Raw genomic sequence first — 17823 nt, 5'->3', positions numbered from 1 at the left:
TCCCACGAGCGACCGTCCTGAGCCGGAGGACCCTGCTGACCGGGGCCGCAGTCGGAAGCGCCTCGGTCGGTCTGAGCCTGTTGACTCGGCCGGCGAGAGCCGCGGCTTCGACGACCTACTACCTCGACCCCGCGGCTGGCGATGATGCGGACGACGGGACGGCTGCCACGCGACCGTGGGCCTCCTTGGCGCGGGTCAACGCAGCACTCGCCGCGTCGGCCATCCCGCCGGGCAGCACGGTGCGGCTCCGGCGCGGGCGTCGGCACCCGGGAGTCATCCGCCCTGGCGCGGTCGGCGCTCTGCGGTTCGAGTCGTGGGGAGATGAGCCGGAGCCGCCCGTCGTCACGGCGTACAAGTACGTTCAGAGCGCTGCGTGCTGGACGAGGGCGGGGGACGATCTCTGGTCGGTCGACATCAGTGCGGCGAACGTCGGACGGACGCACCACGGCTACGTGAGCCCGTGGACGACCGAGGTCGGGTTCCTCAAGGTCGATTCGACCTTCCACGGTGATCGCAAGACCGATGTGGCCGCGCTCGAACGGGATTGGCAGTTCCGGTCGAGGGGCTCCCTCGTCACCGTGCGCTGCGCCACGAACCCGAGCGCCGGTGGGCGTCGGGTGTGGCTCGCCGTCGCCGATCCCATCGTGGAAGTCCGGTCTCGGCTCGTCATCCAGGACCTCGCGGTCATCGGAACGGGGCGGAACGCGGTCCAGACGACGTCGGCCAGCCGGACCGAGGGGGCGGTCGTCCGGGACTGCGTCATCGGGGAGGCCGGTGGTGCCCTGGCATCGGACGGGGTGTCGCGGATGGGCAACGGAGTCCAGGTCTGGTCCGGCGCGTCCGGCGTGCTCGTCAGCGGGAACACCATCGTCGACTGCTGGGACAGCGCGATGACGATCCAGGGCCCGGGCGTCTCGAAAGGTGTCTCGTGGTCGGACGTCGAGTTCACCGGCAACACCGTCGAACGGACGATGCAGACCTTCGAGTACTGGTCGACCGGCGGAGCAGAGAGAGCCGGGTCCTCGACGTGCAGCGTGCGAGGGAACCGGGCGTACGACGCAGGCTCGAGCTGGAGCGCTGCGATCCGTCCGGACAAGGCTGGAAAGGGGAGCCACCTGCTGTTCTACGTGGACGGCGTGCGGCCGACCCTCACGGTGCGTGGGAACGTCTTTTCCGGTGCCGCTCACGCGTACCTGTACGCGCACGACGGCGTTCCCGCTGGGCTGACCAGTGACGAGAACACGATCGCGCTTGCCGACTCCGTCCGGCTGCAGTGGCAGCGGGCGGAACGCCTGCCCGAGTACCGGACATGGAGCGCGGCCACCGGTCTGGAGCGTCGATCGACCTTCACGTCCCTCCCGTGAAACCGAGACGTGCGAACGCCCGCGCCGCCCCGTCGTCTGGGGATGTCGACGCGGGCGCTCGCCTCTGATCAGGGAGTCGTTCCGCGCTGGGGACGTGTGGGCGTCGCCGGCGCGACAGGGAAGGTCGCGGAGTCCTCGTCGCGCAGCCGGCGACCGCGCTTCGGCGTGGCAGCTGAGAGGTCGACCGTCTCCTGACCGCCGTAGTAGGTGCCGTACGCGCTGCCGTACGCACCGCCGTACCGCTGGCGTCCACGGAACGCGGCCATGCTGACCACGACGCCGAGCACCGTTGCCCCGACCCGCTCGAGCCGGTCGACGGCAGCACGGAGCTGCGGCGTCCTGCTGCTCCGAGCGGACGTCACCACGACCGCGCCGGAGGTCATCGTGGCGAGCACAGCTGCGTCCGTGACCGGCAGGATCGGCGGAGCGTCGAGCAGGACGTGGTCGTACTGGGCGGTCAAGAGCTCGAGCAGCGCCTGCATCGCCGTCGAACCGAGCAGCTCGCTCGGGTTCGGCGGGACCAGTCCCGCGGGCAGGACGTCGAGCTTGGTGTGTCCCCACGGCTGCACCACGTCGTCGAGTTCGGCACGGCCGATGAGCAGGTCGGTGAGGCCGGCGGAGTTCTCCAACCCCATCACCTCGGCGACACGGGGGCGCCGGAGGTCGGCGCGTCGATGAGGACGACGCGCGCGCCGGTCTCGGCGAGAGCGATCGCGAGATTCGCGGTCGACGTGGTCTTGCCCTCGCTCGGCATCGCCGACGTGACGACGAAGCTGCCGTTGCCGGCGCCGAGGTCGACGAACTGCAGGTTGGTCCTGAGCGTGCGGTACGCCTCGGCGAGGGGACTGCGCCCATTCGCAGACACGACGAGGGGCTGACGCTTGGCCTCGGAATCGAAGCCGAGTGTCGCCAGCAGTGGGGCGTCCGTGGCCGCGGCGACGTCGCGGGGACCGTGGATGCGCGTGTCGACGAGTCCCCGGAGCAGCGCCGCGGCGAACCCCAGGAAGGCCCCGACCGCGAGTCCGACGACCATGTTCAGCGTCCGGTTCGGAGACGACGGAGCTGATGGCACGACCGCGCTCTGGACGGTCGACGCGCGCACGAGGCTCGCGGAGTCCGCGCTCGGCTTCTCCAACCGCTCGACCACCCGGACGAAGCTGCGGCCGATGCTGTTCGCGATCTGTGCTGACCGGGCCGCCGACTCGTCGCTGACCGCGATGGAGATGACGACGGTGTTGGTGTTGATGGTGGGCTGCACCCGTCGAGCGAGTCCGGCCGGCGTGATGTCCAGCGCGAGTTCCTCGATGACGGGTTGCAGGATGCTCTCCGTCAGGACGACGTCTGCGTAGGAGCGCACCTTCTGCTGGGCCGCGGAGTTGCCCTGCGAGACGTCGGTCGCTGACGCTGCGTCCGAGGTTCGCACGGAGACGAACAGTTTGGTCGTCGCCGAGTACTCCGGTGTCGCCAGCACCGCGGCGGCGAACCCTCCACCCGCGCCGAGGAGTGCGCCGATGAGGATGAGCAGCCAGCCCTTGCGGAAGGCCTTGAGCAGGTTCGTGGTCTCCACGGTGCCTCCGGTCGATGTCGAGCGGCCCTGATGCCGCTGATTAAATATATCACATGGTAGTATTACGAGCACCACGAGATCGGAGCAGCCATGACACGCACCTCCCCGACGTTCCGCCCGGACATCCAGGGCCTCCGGGCCATCGCGGTGTCGCTCGTGCTGCTCGAGCACGCGCACCTCGGTGTCACCGGCGGCTTCGTCGGGGTGGACGTCTTCTTCGTGATCTCCGGGTTCCTCATCACCGGGCACCTGATCCGTGAGCTGAGCGCTCGCGGACGCATCGACCTCCTCGGGTTCTGGGCTCGCCGGGTCCGCCGGATCCTCCCGTCGGCGCTCCTCGTCGCACTCGTGACCCTCGCCGGTGCGGCGGTCCTGATGCCTCCACTCGTGCGACAGCAGCTCGTCGAGGCCGGGATCGCAGCACTGCTCTCGATCCCGAACCTCTACTTCGCCGCCGAGGGCACGGACTACCTCACTGGCAGCGCACCGTCGCCGTTCCAGCACTACTGGTCCCTCGGGGTCGAAGAGCAGTTCTACCTGCTCTGGCCGCTCGTGCTCGCCAGCGTCTGGTGGCTCGCCCGTCGGCTGCCCGTCCGGCAGCGCTTCGCGGTCATCACGACCACGCTCACGGTCGCGGTCGTGGTCTCCCTGACACTCGGGATCGTCCTGACTTCGTACGCCCAACCGTGGGCGTTCTTCTCATTGCCGTCTCGCGCGTGGGAGCTCGGGTTGGGTGGTGTCGTCGCCATCGCGGTGCACCGCGGCGCCGTTCTCCGAGGACGCTGGACACCGATCGTCGGGTGGCTCGGGCTCGCGGGGATCCTGACCGCGGCGCTCGGGTTCGATGCGCGTACGTCCTACCCAGGGGCCGCCGTCCTGCTGCCGGTCCTCGCCACGGCTGCGCTCGTGTGGGCCGGGGCGTCGCGACACGTCGCCGGTCCCGGATGCATCCTCGGCCTGCGCCCGCTGCAGTACGTCGGCAGTGTCTCCTTCTCGCTCTACCTCTGGCACTGGCCGCTCCTCGTGATCCCGCAGGCCGCGATCGGGCTCGCGACGCCCCTGCCGCTCTGGGCACGCTGTGCCGCACTGGCGGTCGCGGTCGTGCTCGCACACGTCACGACGCGCTTCGTCGAGCACCCGCTCCGGGCAGCTGGGCGTACGGACGGACGGGCCGTGCTCGCCGGGGTGGCTTCGACCGTGACCGCGATCGCCGTGGTCCTCGCCGGGAACGCGGTCATCCCGCAGCCTGTCCTCACGAGCCAGCGGACCGCCGCGCGGACGATCCCGGCACCGGAGCCGCTCTTCACACCGTTCGTCCCCGACAACGTGCGCCCGCGACTCGACGCCGCGACGGGGGCGGCCTCCGCACCGCGCAGCGTCCGGTGCCACAACGTCGGGGCCCGTGACACGTCGGTGAACACGTGCGTGTTGGGTGATCCGTCCGGCTCGATGACGGTCGCGATCGTCGGGGATTCGCACGCAGCACACTGGGTGCCCGCCGTCGAGGCGCTCGCAGCCAGGACGGCCGGGATGCGTGTCCTCGCATTCACCAAGAACGCCTGCACGATGGTCGACGTGCCCGTGCGAGCGATGGGCCGGCACTCCGTCGAGTGCGACACCTGGCGGGGCAAGGTCCTGGACCGGTTACGTGCGGAGCAGCCCGATGTCGTCCTCGTCACCGGATCGGCTCACCTCGACCTCGTGCACGCCGAGGACCGGGCCACGCAGTGGCGCGAGGGGCTCGCCCGGACGCTCGCAGCGCTTCCTCGCGACTCTCGGGTGAGCGTCCTCCGTGACACGCCCGAGTTCGCCGAGTCCGTACCGCGATGTCTCTCGGCGAACCTCGACAACGCCGACGCCTGCGCGATCGACCGATCTGAGGGCCTCGACGACGCATGGGCTGCCATGGAGCGCGAGACCGCCGAGTCGGCGCGCCACACCTACGCCGACCTGAACGACTGGTTCTGCTCAGCGTCACGGTGCGGTGTCATCTCGGGGGACACGCTGATGTACCGGGATCACGGCCACCTCACGCGGGAGTGGGCACGTGCGATGGTGACACCGATCGGCGAGGTGGTCCAGGCCGCACGGTGAGAACGGTCACGCCCGCCGCGACGCCGTCACCGTGAACTTCGGCGTCCGCACCACCTGCCGCGTCGCCCCCACGAACCGCTCCAGCACCGGCCGGTACCGCAGGTGCGAGTTCCAGACGCACCACAGTTCCCCGCCGGACTGGAGGATCGTGGCCGCGTTCCGGAACATCGCCTCGGCCGCGTCCGTGGTCACGGTCGTGTCCGCGTGGAACGGCGGGTTGCAGAGGACGAGCTGCGCGGAGCCCTCGTCGAGTTCGTCGCCGGCGTCACTCCGGACGACGAGCACCCGGTCCGCCACGCCGTTCGCCTCGGCCGTGGCGATCGTCGACGCCACGGCGATCTGCGACACGTCCGTGGCGATCACCCGGATGCCCGGTCGACGCCGCGCGAGTGCGGTGGCGATCACCCCGTTCCCGCAGCCGAGGTCGACGGCGGTCCGAGCGCCGGGCACCGCATCGTCCATCGCGTCGAGCAGCACCCGGGTGCCCTGGTCGAGCGAGGTCCCGGCGAACACCCCGCCGTGCGCGACGAGCGTCATCCCGAGGTCGTCGACGTGCACCGACCGCGGCCACGGATTCGTCGCGTCCGCCCGGGTCGCCTGGGCGCGGAGCGGGTCCTGCGCGATCAGCAGCCGCGACTTCCCACGGCCGCGGGACGCCGTCACCTCGCCGAAGTACCGGCGCAGGACGTCGTTCTGCGAGAGGTTCATGTGCTTCGACACCCCGCCGCACAGCAGCACGACGTCGGGCGCGGCGAACCGGGCGACGGCACGGGCGAGCTCGTCGAGCCGGTCGTTCGACTTCGACAGCCGGAGCAGCACGAGCCGGACGTCGCGGAACGCCTGCTCGAGCGACGAGGGGTGGTGGAAGCCCCGGCGTCCGAAGGTGCCGGCGTTGGCCTCGAGCGCACGCACCCCGACAAGGGAGTCCTGCACGACCCGGACGTCCGACGCACCGTGCACCGTGATCGCCCCGAGGGTCAGCACGCCGTACCGGTCGTCGACGACGGCGACCTCGCCGGGCTGCCGGAGCGCGTCTCCGTGCACGTGCGGCGCCTCGTCGAGGATGAAGCGGTCCGTGCCGTCGATCGCGATGAGGTCCGGCGCGTCGTCGTCGCGGCGGCGGAAGAAGTCGGCGAAGTCCGGTGGCACGGCGCCAGCGTACCGATGGTCCCGGTGGGGACGGGTCAGCGCGGCCCGCGGTAGAGCACGATCTGCGTGTTCCGCTGCGGCCGCATGCCGGCACGGAGCGGCACTGCTCCGCCGGTGGTGGTCGCCGCGAACACGCGGGCGCCCGGCCGGTTGATGAGCTGGTCGGCGAGGGCCGTCTCCAGCTCGCTGACGCGCGCACGGAGCGCGCGGTTCTCGTTCTCGAGTTCGAGGACGCGGCGGATCCCCTCGAGCGAGACGCCCTCGGACCCGAGGCGTGCGATCTCGCGCAGCTGCGCGACGTCGTGCATCGAGTACCGGCGCGACCCGCCGCGCGTACGGCCGGGCACGACCAGGCCGAGCCGGTCGTACTGCCGCAGCGTCTGCGGGTGCATCTCGGCGAGCTCCGCCGCCATCGCGATCGCGAAGACGGGCGAGTTCTCGTCCATGTCGGTCATGGCGTGTTCCTTTCCGTCGTTCGCATGGTCTGGAAACCAGACTGGAGGCACGGCGCGCGTTCCTGACGGAGCCGCGCCGCGCCTCCAGGCCGGGTCTACTGCTGGTGTTGCGCGCAGCTAGCTGCGCGCCTTGGTGAGGAGGTCCGCACGGGGGTCCTCGTCGGGCAGGGCCTCGGCGAGGGCCTCGACCGCTTCCCGCTGCTTGTCCGTCAGGTGCGACGGCACCGCGACCTGGACGGTCGCGAGCAGGTCGCCCGTCCCGTTCTTGGTGGCGACGCCGCGGCCCTTGACGCGCAGGACGCGACCCGACGGTGTGCCGGGCGCGACCTTCAGCTTGACGGTGGAGCCGCCGAGCGTCGGGACCTCGATCGTCGCGCCGAGCGCCGCCTCGACGAACGTCACGGGGACGTCCAGGCGCAGGTTCTGCCCGTCGCGCTCGAACACCGGGTGCTTGCGGACGGTGACGGTGACCACGAGGTCACCGGCCTCTCCGCCGTCGGGCGAGGGTTCGCCGCGACCGCGCAGCCGGATCTTCTGCCCGTCCGCGACCCCCGCGGGGATGCGGACGTTCACCGGACGGCCGTTGCCCTGCGAGAGCTTGACGGTGTCGCCGGCGATCGCGGTGGTGAAGTCGAGGGTCGTCGTCGCGGTGACGTCACGGCCCTTCGTCGGCCCACCGAAGCCGCGGTAGCCGCCGGTGGTCTGGCCGAAGCCGCCGCCACCGCCGAACATCCCGCCGAGGATGTCCTCGAAGCCGCCGGCACCACCTGCTCCGCCCTGGCCGAAGCGGACACGCTGTCCGCCCCCGCCCTGGCCGAACATGCCGCCGAAGACGTCCTCGAAGCCGCCGCCCTGGCCCGGGCCACCCGCGGTGAAGCGGGCGCCGGAGCCCATGGCGCGGACCTGGTCGTACTCCTGGCGCTGCTCCTTGTCGGAGAGCACCGAGTACGCCTCGCTGATCTCCTTGAAGCGGTTCTCGGCGGCGGCGTCGCCCGGGTTGGAGTCCGGGTGGTACTGCCGCGCGAGCTTCCGGTAGGTCTTCTTCAGCTCAGCGTCACTCGCCGTCTTGTCGACGCCGAGGACCTTGTAGAAGTCCTTGTCGAACCAGTCCTGACTGGCCATGAATCCCTACCTCCTCCCCGCGCTCAGGCCGGGACCGCCACCGCGACCTTGGCCGCACGGAGGACGCGCTCACCGAGCTTGTAGCCCGGCTCGACGACGTCCGCCACGGTCTGGCCGGTGGCGCCCGGTGTCGGGAGCTGCACGATCGCCTCGTGGATGTTCGGGTCGAAGGACTCGCCCTTCTCGCCGATCTGCACGAGCTTGAACTTCTCGAAGCCGCCGCGGATCTTCTGGCCGATGACCTGCATGGGGCCCTCGGCGAGGTCACCGTGCGCCTCGGCGCGGGTGAGGTCGTCGAGCGCCGGCAGGAGTGCCCGGACGACCTCGGCGATGGCGACCTCGCGGTTGGCCTCGCGGTCGCGCTCGACACGCTTCCGGAAGTTCACCAGCTCGGCCTGCGCACGGAGCATGTCCGCCCGCATCTCGGCGACCAGGTCGCGGTCCTCCGTGCTGAGCTTGTCCTCCGCGATGCCACGGGCGGCGTCGGCGAGGAGTGCCTCGTCCTCCGGGGAGAGGTCGTTCGCCGCGTCCGCCGCCGGGCCCCCGGCGGCGGGGCCGTCGGTCGGTACTTCGACGTCGGGCCCCTCCGCCTCGATGAGGTCCTCGGGCTCGGCCGCGTTCGTGGCGTCGCCCTCGACCTGGGGCTCGTCCTCGTTCGGCACGTTGTCCTTGGGATCCGTCATCGTTACTTCTTGTCCTTGTCGTCCTCGTCGTCCACGACCTCGGCGTCGACGATGTCCTCGTCGTCCTGCGCTGCCTGGTCGGCGGTGGGCTGCTCTCCGGCCGGGGCACCTGCGTCCTGCTGGGCGTAGATGGCCTGGCCGAGCTTGCCCTGCGACTCGTTGAGCTTGTCGAAGGCGGTCTTCACGGCCTCGTCGTCCTCGCCGGCGAGCGCGGACTTGAGGGCGTCGACGTCGGCCTGCACCTCGGACTTGACGTCCGCGGGGAGCTTCTCGTCGTTCTCCTTGATGAGCTTCTCGATCGAGTAGACGAGCTGCTCGGCCTGGTTGCGACGCTCGTTGGCCTCGCGGCGGGCCTTGTCCTCGGCCGCGTGCTCCTCGGCTTCGCGGACCATGCGCTCGATGTCCTCCTTCGGCAGCGACGAGCCGCCGGAGATGACCATCGACTGCTCCTTGCCGGTGCCCTTGTCCTTCGCGGACACGTGCACGATGCCGTTCGCGTCGATGTCGAAGGTGACCTCGACCTGCGGGACGCCACGGGGAGCCGGCGCGATGCCGGTGAGCTCGAACGTGCCGAGCGGCTTGTTGTCGCGGGTGAACTCGCGCTCGCCCTGGAAGACCTGGATCGCGACCGACGGCTGGTTGTCGTCAGCGGTCGTGAAGGTCTCGCTGCGCTTGGTCGGGATCGCGGTGTTGCGGTCGATGAGCTTCGTCATCAGGCCGCCCTTGGTCTCGATGCCGAGCGACAGCGGCGTGACGTCGATGAGGAGGACGTCCTTGCGCTCGCCCTTCAGGACACCGGCCTGCAGCGCGGCACCGACGGCCACGACCTCGTCCGGGTTGACGCCCTGGTTCGGGGACTTGCCGCCGGTCAGCGACTTGACGACCTCGGCCACGGCGGGCATGCGGGTCGAGCCACCGACGAGCACCACGTGCGCGATGTCGTTGACGGAGACACCGGCTTCCTTGATGACGTCGTTGAACGGCTTCTTCGTGCGGTCGAGCAGGTCGGAGGTCATCTGCTCGAACTGGGCGCGCGAGATGGTCTCGTCGAGGTTGAGCGGACCGTCGGCCGTCAGCGTCAGGTACGGGAGCTGGATGCTCGCCGACATCTGCGACGACAGCTCCTTCTTCGCCTGCTCGGCGGCTTCCTTGAGGCGCTGCTTGGCGATCTTGTCCGTCGAGAGGTCGACGCCGTGCTCGTCCTTGAACTTCTTCACGAGGTAGTCGACGATGCGCTGGTCCCAGTCGTCACCACCGAGGCGGTTGTCACCGGAGGTCGCACGGACCTGGATCGTGGAGAAGTCGTCGTCCTTGCCCACCTCGAGCAGGGAGACGTCGAACGTGCCGCCACCGAGGTCGAAGACCAGGATGAGCTCGTCTTCCTTGCCCTTGTCGAGGCCGTACGCCAGAGCAGCAGCGGTCGGCTCGTTGATGATGCGGAGGACGTTGAGGCCGGCGATCTCACCGGCGTCCTTGGTGGCCTGGCGCTCGGCGTCGTTGAAGTACGCCGGCACGGTGATGACCGCGTCGGTGACGTCTTCACCGAGGTACTGCTCGGCGTCGCGCTTGAGCTTGCCCAGGATGCGGGCCGAGATCTCCTGCGAGGTGTACTTCTTGCCGTCGATGTCCGTCGTCCAGTCGGTGCCGATGTGGCGCTTGACACTCGCGATCGTCCGGTCCACGTTCGTCACGGCCTGGCGCTTGGCGGTCTCGCCGACCAGCACCTCGCCGTCCTTGGTGAAGGCGACGATCGACGGCGTGGTGCGCATGCCCTCGGCGTTGGCGATGACCGTGGGCTCACCGCCCTCGAGCACGCTGACGACCGAGTTGGTGGTTCCGAGGTCGATGCCTACTGCACGTCCCATGTGATGGTGCTCCTTCTGTCGGTGCGGGTCTTGCTGAAGCCGTTGGACTTGCGTCCGATGGACTCAACTCTACTCAGGACTTGAGGCGCGTCAACTCTGGGAGCTGAAAGTTGCGTCCGAATGGCTCAAGGCGATCTCATCGCACAGTGTTGTATTTCACGTCAGTGTTTGATATTTTGGTATGGCAGCGGGGTGTCCCGCGACCACGATGACCGCGAGCCGCGGGCGACCCGATCGTCCCGAACGAGAGCGCGCGGCCCGATCCCTCGAAAGGGACCTCACCATGTCAAGCAAGAAGAAGCGCATCGCGAAGGGCCTGGGTGCTTCGGCGCTCGCCGTCGCGACCCTCGCCTCCGGCCTGTCCTTCGGCGCCACGTCAGCAAGCGCCTCGCCCACCGAGATCGCGGAGTCCAAAGCCATTCTTGACCCCAGCGATCTTGACCCGTCGACTTGGGGCCGGTTCCACGGCACCGCTTCCGGCGCCGGCTTGTGGAAGCATGTTTCGGCGTCACTCACCGGGGGCGGCGCGTTGTTCCTGGGGCACCAGACTGAAGCTAGCGCTCGCCAGGCAGTGTCGGAGTGGGCTCTTCCAGAAGCGGGGAAATGGCAGCATTTCCTGACCCGTACCGCTCCCGGTAACGCCATTCAATGCATCGAGGCTGTAGAAGCGAACAACCCCGCCCGTCTCCTATTGCGACCTGCCAGGTGCTCGGCTACGGCTATCAATCAGATGTTCTCCGTTGCCGATGGCAAGATTGTGTCCTACATCGCGCCACTCTCGTTCCTCCAGCAGCCCGAGGCGGCGATCGGGACACCGCACGGCATCATCCCAAAGACGCCATCGGGCGAAACTCCGCTCGAAGGTGAGTGGGGCGGGATGCCCATCGGCCAGTCCGCGAAGCTCGCGGGTTCGGTTGAGTTTGCTGCGGGTGTGGATGCTCGCGCGGTCGTGAAGGGTTCGACGGAAGCGTCGGGCCGGGTGGAGATCCGCCGCGGCGAGACCGTGATCGCGTCGGGCGATGCGAACGCGAACGGCGACTACTCGATCGCGATCCCCGCCCCGGACAAGGCCGGCGACGACGAGCTCACCGTCGCACTGGTCGAGAACAACGCGGACAAGAAGACGATCAAGGTCATCGCTGCCTACGGCGCCGGTGTCGCGATCACGTCGCCGGAGAACAACGAAAACGTCTCGGGCCAGTACGAGATCCGCGGCAACGCCCAGACCGGCTCGAACGTCACCGTCCGCCTGAACAACGGTGCCGAGCGCGCCGTTGACGTCAACGGCAACGGCCAGTGGTCCGCGAACGTCACGCTTCCGATGGGTGAGACGACGATCACCGCGACCCAGAAGTCCAAGGGCGCCAACACCACCACCAGTGCCGTCACGGTGAATCCGGGGCAGACGCAGGTTGAGTTGTCGGCTGATGGCCGGTTTGATGCGGAGGATCCGACGCGTCCGGCGGTGGCGTTCGGTTCCGCGCCGACGGGCTCGACGGTGGTGCTGCGGAACGCGGCCGGGGTCGAGATCGGTCGTGTGGTCGCTGCAGGGGACGCGTACCAGATCCCGATCGATCCGGCTCGCGCGGTCGGCGGGGTGAACACGTTCAGCGTGGTGATCGAGGGTGCTGAGTCTGAGCCGAAGTCGTTCGTGCTGAACTACGGGCAGGCTGGTTCGACGGTGACGGTCACGACGCCGGAGAAGAACGACACCGTGGGTGCGGGCATCGTGGAGTTCGCGGGTTCTGGTCAGGCGGATGCGAAGGTCGTCGTTCGCGGGTCCTCGCGTGAGGTCGCGTCGGCGACGGTGAACGCGCAGGGTGCGTGGTCGGCGTCGTCGGTGATGGCGCTCGGTGAGGGCAAGTACGACCTGTACTTCGACCAGGTCACCAAGGGTGGTCTGACCAAGACGGTGCGGCACGCGTTCACCGTGGGTGAGGTGACGGCGCCGATCGTGGAGCACACGGTCACCGCTCCGGGTGATGGCGAGGTCGTGGACACGCTCCGTCCGACGTTCGAGGGTCGTGGGCACGAGGGTGCTGAGATCACGGTTCGTGGTGCGTCGCGCACGATCGGGTCGGCGACGGTGACGAACGGCACCTGGAAGATCGAGACCCCGTTCGACCTGTCGCCGATGGACTACAACCTCTACGTCGAGCAGCGCGTGAACAACACGTTGACGGGGACGCTGCGGGCGAAGTTCACGGTGTCGCCGACGGCGTTCCGGCAGCTCGTGCTGACCGCGCCGGGTGCGAACGAGTCCGTCCTGCAGCTCCAGCCCACGTTCGTCGGGACCGCGACGCCGGAGGCGGAGATCTGGATCGGTACCAGCCGGACCACGGTCGCGACCGGGACGGTCAACGCCGATGGCACGTTCAGCATCGAGTCTGACATCCCGCTTGCTCGTGGGGGTACGTACAACCTCGAGGTGAAGCAGACCACGGCCGCGGGGAAGACCTCCAGCGTCCAGGCACCCTTCACCATCGACCGCAACGCCCAGTAACACCACCACCAACAACGGGAGGGCCCGAAACCCTCGGGCCCTCCCGTTCTCTGACTTCTTCTTCCTGCACACGCCCTGGCCCGAACGAAAGGCGCCGTCATGCGACCCAACCGCTTCCTCCTCCCCGTCATCACCGCTACCGTGATCGTCGCCGCACTCGCCGGCTGTGCAGCTGGTGGCGAATCGAAGTCGTCGAGCTCGGCCGATGCAGCCAAGCCGTCGCCGACCGCCACTGTCCTTCCTGCCGACGAGATCCGCGTCCCCGACACCAAGGCAGATGCCGAATGCGTCGACGGCCAGGCGGTCATCGATCAGTCCGGCGCCGAGGTGACGTTGCAGGGCGCTTGCGAGAAGGTCACCGTGTCCGGCAGCGATTCGATCGTGCACCTGGGCGCGGTCGATGTGCTGATCGTGCAGAGCTCGCTCACCCGCGTCACGGTCGAAGATGCTGGGACCGTGACGGTCCTCGGCAACGGGAACGATGTCCTGTTCGGCGGCGAGGAGCCGGAGTCCATCTCGGACAAGGGCCAGCAGAACATCATCGAAGCGCAGGCGGAGTAGTCGCTGCCGACGCCAACAAGAAGGGGGCGGCAACCGATCGGTTGCCGCCCCCTTCCTTGCGTCCTGAGATCAGGCCGGGACGTAGTCGAACGTGTCCGGGTCCGGACCGGTGCGGTGCCCCTTGTCGAGCGACGAGATCGCCGTCATGTCCTCATCGGAGAGCTCGAAGTCGAAGATCGCGAAGTTCTCCTCGACGCGGGCACGGGTGACCGACTTCGGGAAGACGATGTCGCCGCGCTGGATGTGCCAGCGGAGGACGACCTGCGCCGCGGACTTGCCGGCGTTGCCGGCGATGCGGGTGATCGTCTCGTCGTCGAGCACGAGGCCCTGCGCGATGGGCGACCAGGCCTCGGTCGCGATGCCGTGCTCGCGGTCGTAGGCGCGGAGCTCGTCCTGCGTGAGGTACGGGTGCACCTCGATCTGGTTCACGGCCGGGGTGATCGTGGTCTCGGCGGCGAGGCGGTTGAGGTGGTGGGCCTGGAAGTTGCTCACGCCGATCGAGCGGGCGGTGCCGCCGCGGTAGAGCTCCTCCATCGCCTTCCACGTCGGCACGAAGTCCGACACGGTGGGCAGCGGCCAGTGGATGAGGAAGAGGTCGGTGTAGCCGCCGAGCAGGTCGGCCGACTTCTTGCCGTTCTCCAATGCTGCCTCGGGGTCGTGGAAGCCGTTGTTGAGCTTCGACGTGACGAAGATCTCCTCGCGCGGGATGCCCGACGAAGCGATGGCCTCGCCGACCTCCTTCTCGTTGCCGTACATCTCGGCGGTGTCGATGTGGCGGTAGCCGACCTCGAGCGCCGCGAGCGTCGCTTCCTTCGTCTCGGAGGGGTCGATCTGGAAGACGCCGAAGCCGAGCTGCGGGATGGTCTTGCCGTCGTTCAGGGTGATGTTCGGAACGGTCATGGTCCGAGTCAACCAAAGGCCATCCAGCAGGCATTCCGGCAACGTTCAGCCCGGGCGAGCCGCCGCCGCCCGGCGTACCCCGCTACGCCAGCGCCGCCGCGATGTACGCCTGCAGGGCCAGCCCGTACGCCTCCGCAGCGTCGTCGGACGTGAAGGAACGATCAGCGCCGTCGACCGTCGCGACCACCGTGAACCCCGCTGACAGGGACACGAACGCCGGCCCGAGCAGCCCACGCAGCTGGTCCTCGCGCGGGAGCCAGAGGGACTCCGCGGCGTCGACCGAGTCGAGCGCCCACTCGGTCGTCCCGTTGAAGCCGAGCACCGTCCCCGAGGGGTAGTCGTGCCGCTCCACGGTCATCTCGGACACCGTGTAGACGTCGTCGTCGACGCCCGGTTTGTCGATCACGAACCGGTCACCGGTCGTCGGGTGCCACCGCAGGCCGGCGTCACGCAGGGCGGTGGCGAGTGCAACACTGATCACGTCTTCCAGCCTGCCACTCGCAGTCCTGCAAGGTCGCCGTACTAGCATCGCCGAGCACCCCGACGCGCGACCGCACCAGCGTTCCGCGCGCGCGACGCGACGACGCCCGGGCAACCGGTGCCGCGCCTCCCGGCCGAGAACCCGGCCACGAGGCGGGCCCCCGGCCGGCGTCCCGACCGCAGCGGACACCAACCCGTCCGCCGAAGAGAAGGACCCGCATGACCCTCGAACGCGAGGAACTCCGCGACGGCTGGACCGTGACCATGGCGGGTGAGGCGCCGCCAGCAGGCGCGCCGGCCGACGTCGTGGGCCGGACCATCGGCGCCACCGTGCCGGGGCAGGTCCACACCGACCTCGAGCGCGAGGGGCTGCTGGCGGACCCCACGTTCGACCGGAACGAGGACGGCGCCAAGTGGGTCGGCCGGGCCGACTGGTCCTACCAGCGCACCGTCGACGTCGACCCGCGGGGCTTCGAGCGCGTGGACCTCGTGTGCGACGGGCTCGACACCGTCGCCGAGCTCAGCCTCGACGGCGTCGTGGTGGGGACGACGCGGAACATGCACCGCCGCTACCGCTTCGACGCTCGAGACAGCACCGGCGGCGTCGGCCGCGGGGAGAAGACGCTCGAGCTCCTGTTCGAGTCGCCCTACCGCGAGGCCGGACGCGTCGCGGCGAAGGCCGGCAGCATGCCCGGTCCGTACGACGAACCGTTCCCGTACATCCGCAAGATGGCGTCGAACTTCGGGTGGGACTGGGGGCTGACGGCGGTCACGAGCGGTCCGTGGCGACCGGTCGCGATCGAGCGCTGGTCCACAGCCAGGCTGCGCGACGTCCGGCCCCTGGTCGACGTCGAGGCGGGCGAGGGCGTGCTGGACGCGCACATCACCGTCGAGCGCTCCGGGCTGAACGACCTCGACCAGGACGGCGAGGACGACGACCTCGTGCTCGTCGTGACGGTCAGCGGAGCGACGGCCGAGGGCGGCACCACCCGCCAGCGCTCCCGCGCGCAGCTGACCCCGCGCGACGACGAGACCGTGGTCACCGTGCGGGTGCCGGATGTCCAGCGGTGGTGGCCGCGTGGCTACGGCTCGCAGGACCTGTACGACGTCGTGGTCGAGCTGCAGACGGTCGACGGCGAGGTCCTCGACCGCTCGACGTTCCGCACCGGTTTCCGCTCGACGCGCATCGAGACGACGTCCGACAGCATCGGCAAGCCCTTCAACGTGCACGTCAACGGCACGCTCATCGACGTCCGCGGCGTGAACTGGATCCCGGACGACGTCATCGTCTCGCGGGTGTCGCGCGACCGGGTCGAGGACCGTCTGCGCGCGGCAGCCGACCTCAACGTCAACCTCGTGCGGGTCTGGGGCGGCGGGGTCTACGAGTCGAACGACTTCTACGAGGTCTGCGACGAGCTCGGACTGCTCGTCTGGCAGGACTTCCCGTTCGCCTGCTCGGCCTACCCCGAGGGCGAGCCGATCCGCAGCGAGGTCATCGCCGAGGCCCGGGACAACGTCGCCCGGCTCGCACGGCACCCCTCGCTCGTGCTCTGGAACGGCAACAACGAGAACATCTGGCTGCACGAGGTCGACGGCTGGGAGGCCTCGCTCGAGGGCCGCGGCTGGGGTCTGGACTACTACCTCGACCTCCTGCCGACGATCGTCGACGCGGTCGACCCCTCCCGCTTCTACACGGTCGCCTCGCCGTGGTCGGGCTCCGAGTCGCTCTTCGCGAACGACGTCGACCACGAGACGCACCACTCGTGGGACGTCTGGAACCGGCTCCCGGACACCGCCTACCGCGACTCGGTGCCGCGGTTCGTCTCGGAGTTCGGCTGGCAGGCACCGCCCGCGTGGCGCACGCTGCGCGACGCCGTGCGGGACTCACCGCTCGCAGTGGACTCGCCCGGTGTCGTCCACCACCAGAAGGTCGCGGACGGCATGGGGAAGCTCGCGCGGGGCCTCGAGCCGCGGTTCGGCTCCGTGGCGCCGGCCGAGTTCGACCGGTGGCACTACCTGACGCAGCTGCAGCAGGCGCGCGCCATCGCGACGGGCGTCGAGCACTGGCGGACGCACTGGCCCCGGAACACCGGCGTCGTCGTGTGGCAGCTGAACGACCTCTGGCCGGTCTCGTCGTGGTCGGCGATCGACTCGGCCGGGCGGCTGAAGCCGCTGGCGCACGAGCTGCGGCGGCTCTACGACGACGTGCTGCTGACGATCCGTCCGGTGTCCTCGGTCGCGGCTGCGGTCGCGTCCGGTCCGTCGGGCGGGTCCGGTCCGGCGGTCGGGTCCGCTCCGGCGGGCGGGTCCGCTCCGGCGGGCGCGTCCGGTCCGGCGGGCGGGTCCGGTCCGGCGGGCGCGTCCGGTTCTGCGGGCGATCCGTCGGGGCAGCCAGGAGGCGCGGATCGCCCGACCACGTCGGCCTCCGTCGGTGAGACGGCCGATCTGGGCGACCTGGCGGACACGCTCTCGCTCGGGGTGTCGCCCGGGTCGTTCGGCAACGCGCCCATCGAGGTCGCCGTCCGCTCGACCCGCACGGGCCACGACAGCGTCGTCCGCGTGCGGCGGGTCACCCTCGCGGGGACGGTCCTCGCCGAGGCGTCGCTGCCCGTCCGCCTCTCCGCCGCCGGTGTCGCCGTGGTGGCGCTGCCGGAGTCGGTCGGCGTGGTGGACGACCCGACGAACGAGCTCGTCGTCGCGGACATGGACTGGCGACGGGCGGTGTGGACCCCGGGACCCGACAAGGACATGCGCTGGGAGCCGGCACGGTACCGGACCGCCTTCACCGCGGCTCCCGACGGCGACGGCCTCGACCTCGTCGTCGAGGCGGAGGGCCTCGTGCGGGACCTCCTCTTCCAGCCCGACCGGGTCGCATCCGGGGGCACGGTCGACCGCGGGTTCATGACCCTGCTGCCGGGGGAGCGTGTCGCCTACCGACTGCGCGGCGTGACCGAGGCGGACATCCCGGCGCTCAGTGCGGCTCCCGTAGCGTGGACGCTCGCGGACGTGCTCGACCATTGATATGCAGAACTCCAGCGTGATATTCTGATCGGAGTGCCGTTCCGTCCTCCCGGATGACG

Annotated in this window: 14 protein-coding genes; 5 read left to right on the top strand and 9 right to left on the bottom strand. The window is 69.7% G+C overall.

Features of this window, described 5'->3' with window-relative positions:
- The first annotated feature begins 185 nt into the window (after positions 1-185).
- Positions 186-1364 (top strand): right-handed parallel beta-helix repeat-containing protein, encoded by a 1179-nt coding sequence (locus WFH25_RS13210; protein ID WP_336698039.1) that lies wholly within the window; start codon positions 186-188, stop codon positions 1362-1364.
- Positions 1365-1432: 68 nt separating this feature from the next.
- On the opposite strand, the gene WFH25_RS13205 is transcribed toward WFH25_RS13210, so the two are convergent.
- Positions 1433-1993: a tyrosine-protein kinase family protein gene (locus tag WFH25_RS13205; protein WP_336698038.1), complete on the bottom strand. Its 561-nt coding sequence runs from the start codon at positions 1991-1993 to the stop codon at positions 1433-1435.
- 5 nt (positions 1994-1998) lie between these two features.
- Positions 1999-2931: a YveK family protein gene (locus tag WFH25_RS13200; protein ID WP_336698037.1), complete on the bottom strand. Its 933-nt coding sequence runs from the start codon at positions 2929-2931 to the stop codon at positions 1999-2001.
- A gap of 90 nt (positions 2932-3021) precedes the next feature.
- Here WFH25_RS13200 and WFH25_RS13195 point away from each other — a divergent pair, with 90 nt between their 5' ends.
- Positions 3022-5025 carry an acyltransferase family protein gene (locus WFH25_RS13195; protein WP_336698036.1) on the top strand — a complete coding sequence of 668 codons (2004 nt, stop codon included), beginning with the start codon at positions 3022-3024 and terminating at the stop codon, positions 5023-5025.
- 6 nt (positions 5026-5031) lie between these two features.
- Here WFH25_RS13195 and WFH25_RS13190 read toward each other — a convergent pair whose 3' ends face one another.
- From WFH25_RS13190 to dnaK, 5 genes are all read right to left on the bottom strand, one after another.
- Positions 5032-6174, bottom strand: coding sequence for a class I SAM-dependent methyltransferase (locus tag WFH25_RS13190; protein ID WP_229085875.1), 1143 nt, complete (start codon positions 6172-6174; stop codon positions 5032-5034).
- Positions 6175-6209: 35 nt separating this feature from the next.
- Positions 6210-6620 carry a heat shock protein transcriptional repressor HspR gene (locus WFH25_RS13185; RefSeq protein WP_336698130.1) on the bottom strand — a complete coding sequence of 137 codons (411 nt, stop codon included), beginning with the start codon at positions 6618-6620 and terminating at the stop codon, positions 6210-6212.
- A 126-nt stretch (positions 6621-6746) separates the two neighbouring features.
- Positions 6747-7751, bottom strand: a complete 1005-nt coding sequence (locus WFH25_RS13180) for a DnaJ C-terminal domain-containing protein (protein ID WP_336698035.1) — start codon at positions 7749-7751, stop codon at positions 6747-6749.
- Positions 7752-7774: 23 nt separating this feature from the next.
- Complete coding sequence (locus WFH25_RS13175) at positions 7775-8434, bottom strand: nucleotide exchange factor GrpE (protein ID WP_083295090.1); 660 nt, start codon at positions 8432-8434, stop codon at positions 7775-7777.
- 2 nt (positions 8435-8436) lie between these two features.
- Complete coding sequence (gene dnaK, locus WFH25_RS13170; RefSeq protein WP_336698034.1) at positions 8437-10299, bottom strand: molecular chaperone DnaK; 1863 nt, start codon at positions 10297-10299, stop codon at positions 8437-8439.
- A 283-nt stretch (positions 10300-10582) separates the two neighbouring features.
- Here dnaK and WFH25_RS13165 point away from each other — a divergent pair, with 283 nt between their 5' ends.
- The gene (locus WFH25_RS13165; protein WP_336698032.1) at positions 10583-12802 is read left to right on the top strand and encodes an Ig-like domain-containing protein; all 2220 of its coding nucleotides are present in this window, start codon (positions 10583-10585) and stop codon (positions 12800-12802) included.
- Between the two features lie 99 nt (positions 12803-12901).
- The gene (locus WFH25_RS13160) at positions 12902-13363 is read left to right on the top strand and encodes a DUF3060 domain-containing protein (RefSeq protein ID WP_336698031.1); all 462 of its coding nucleotides are present in this window, start codon (positions 12902-12904) and stop codon (positions 13361-13363) included.
- A 69-nt stretch (positions 13364-13432) separates the two neighbouring features.
- On the opposite strand, the gene WFH25_RS13155 is transcribed toward WFH25_RS13160, so the two are convergent.
- Positions 13433-14263 (bottom strand): aldo/keto reductase, encoded by an 831-nt coding sequence (locus WFH25_RS13155; RefSeq protein WP_336698029.1) that lies wholly within the window; start codon positions 14261-14263, stop codon positions 13433-13435.
- Between the two features lie 82 nt (positions 14264-14345).
- Complete coding sequence (locus WFH25_RS13150; protein WP_336698027.1) at positions 14346-14744, bottom strand: pilus assembly protein CpaE; 399 nt, start codon at positions 14742-14744, stop codon at positions 14346-14348.
- 218 nt (positions 14745-14962) lie between these two features.
- Between WFH25_RS13150 and WFH25_RS13145 the strand changes: the two genes are divergently transcribed.
- Positions 14963-17764, top strand: a complete 2802-nt coding sequence (locus tag WFH25_RS13145; RefSeq protein WP_336698026.1) for a glycoside hydrolase family 2 protein — start codon at positions 14963-14965, stop codon at positions 17762-17764.
- The last annotated feature ends 59 nt before the right edge of the window (positions 17765-17823 follow it).

It is taken from the genome of Curtobacterium sp. USHLN213 (assembly GCF_037144815.1).
GTDB lineage: Bacteria > Actinomycetota > Actinomycetes > Actinomycetales > Microbacteriaceae > Curtobacterium.
Note: the sequence above shows the minus strand (reverse complement) of the source record. Positions and strands in the feature narration are given on the sequence as shown.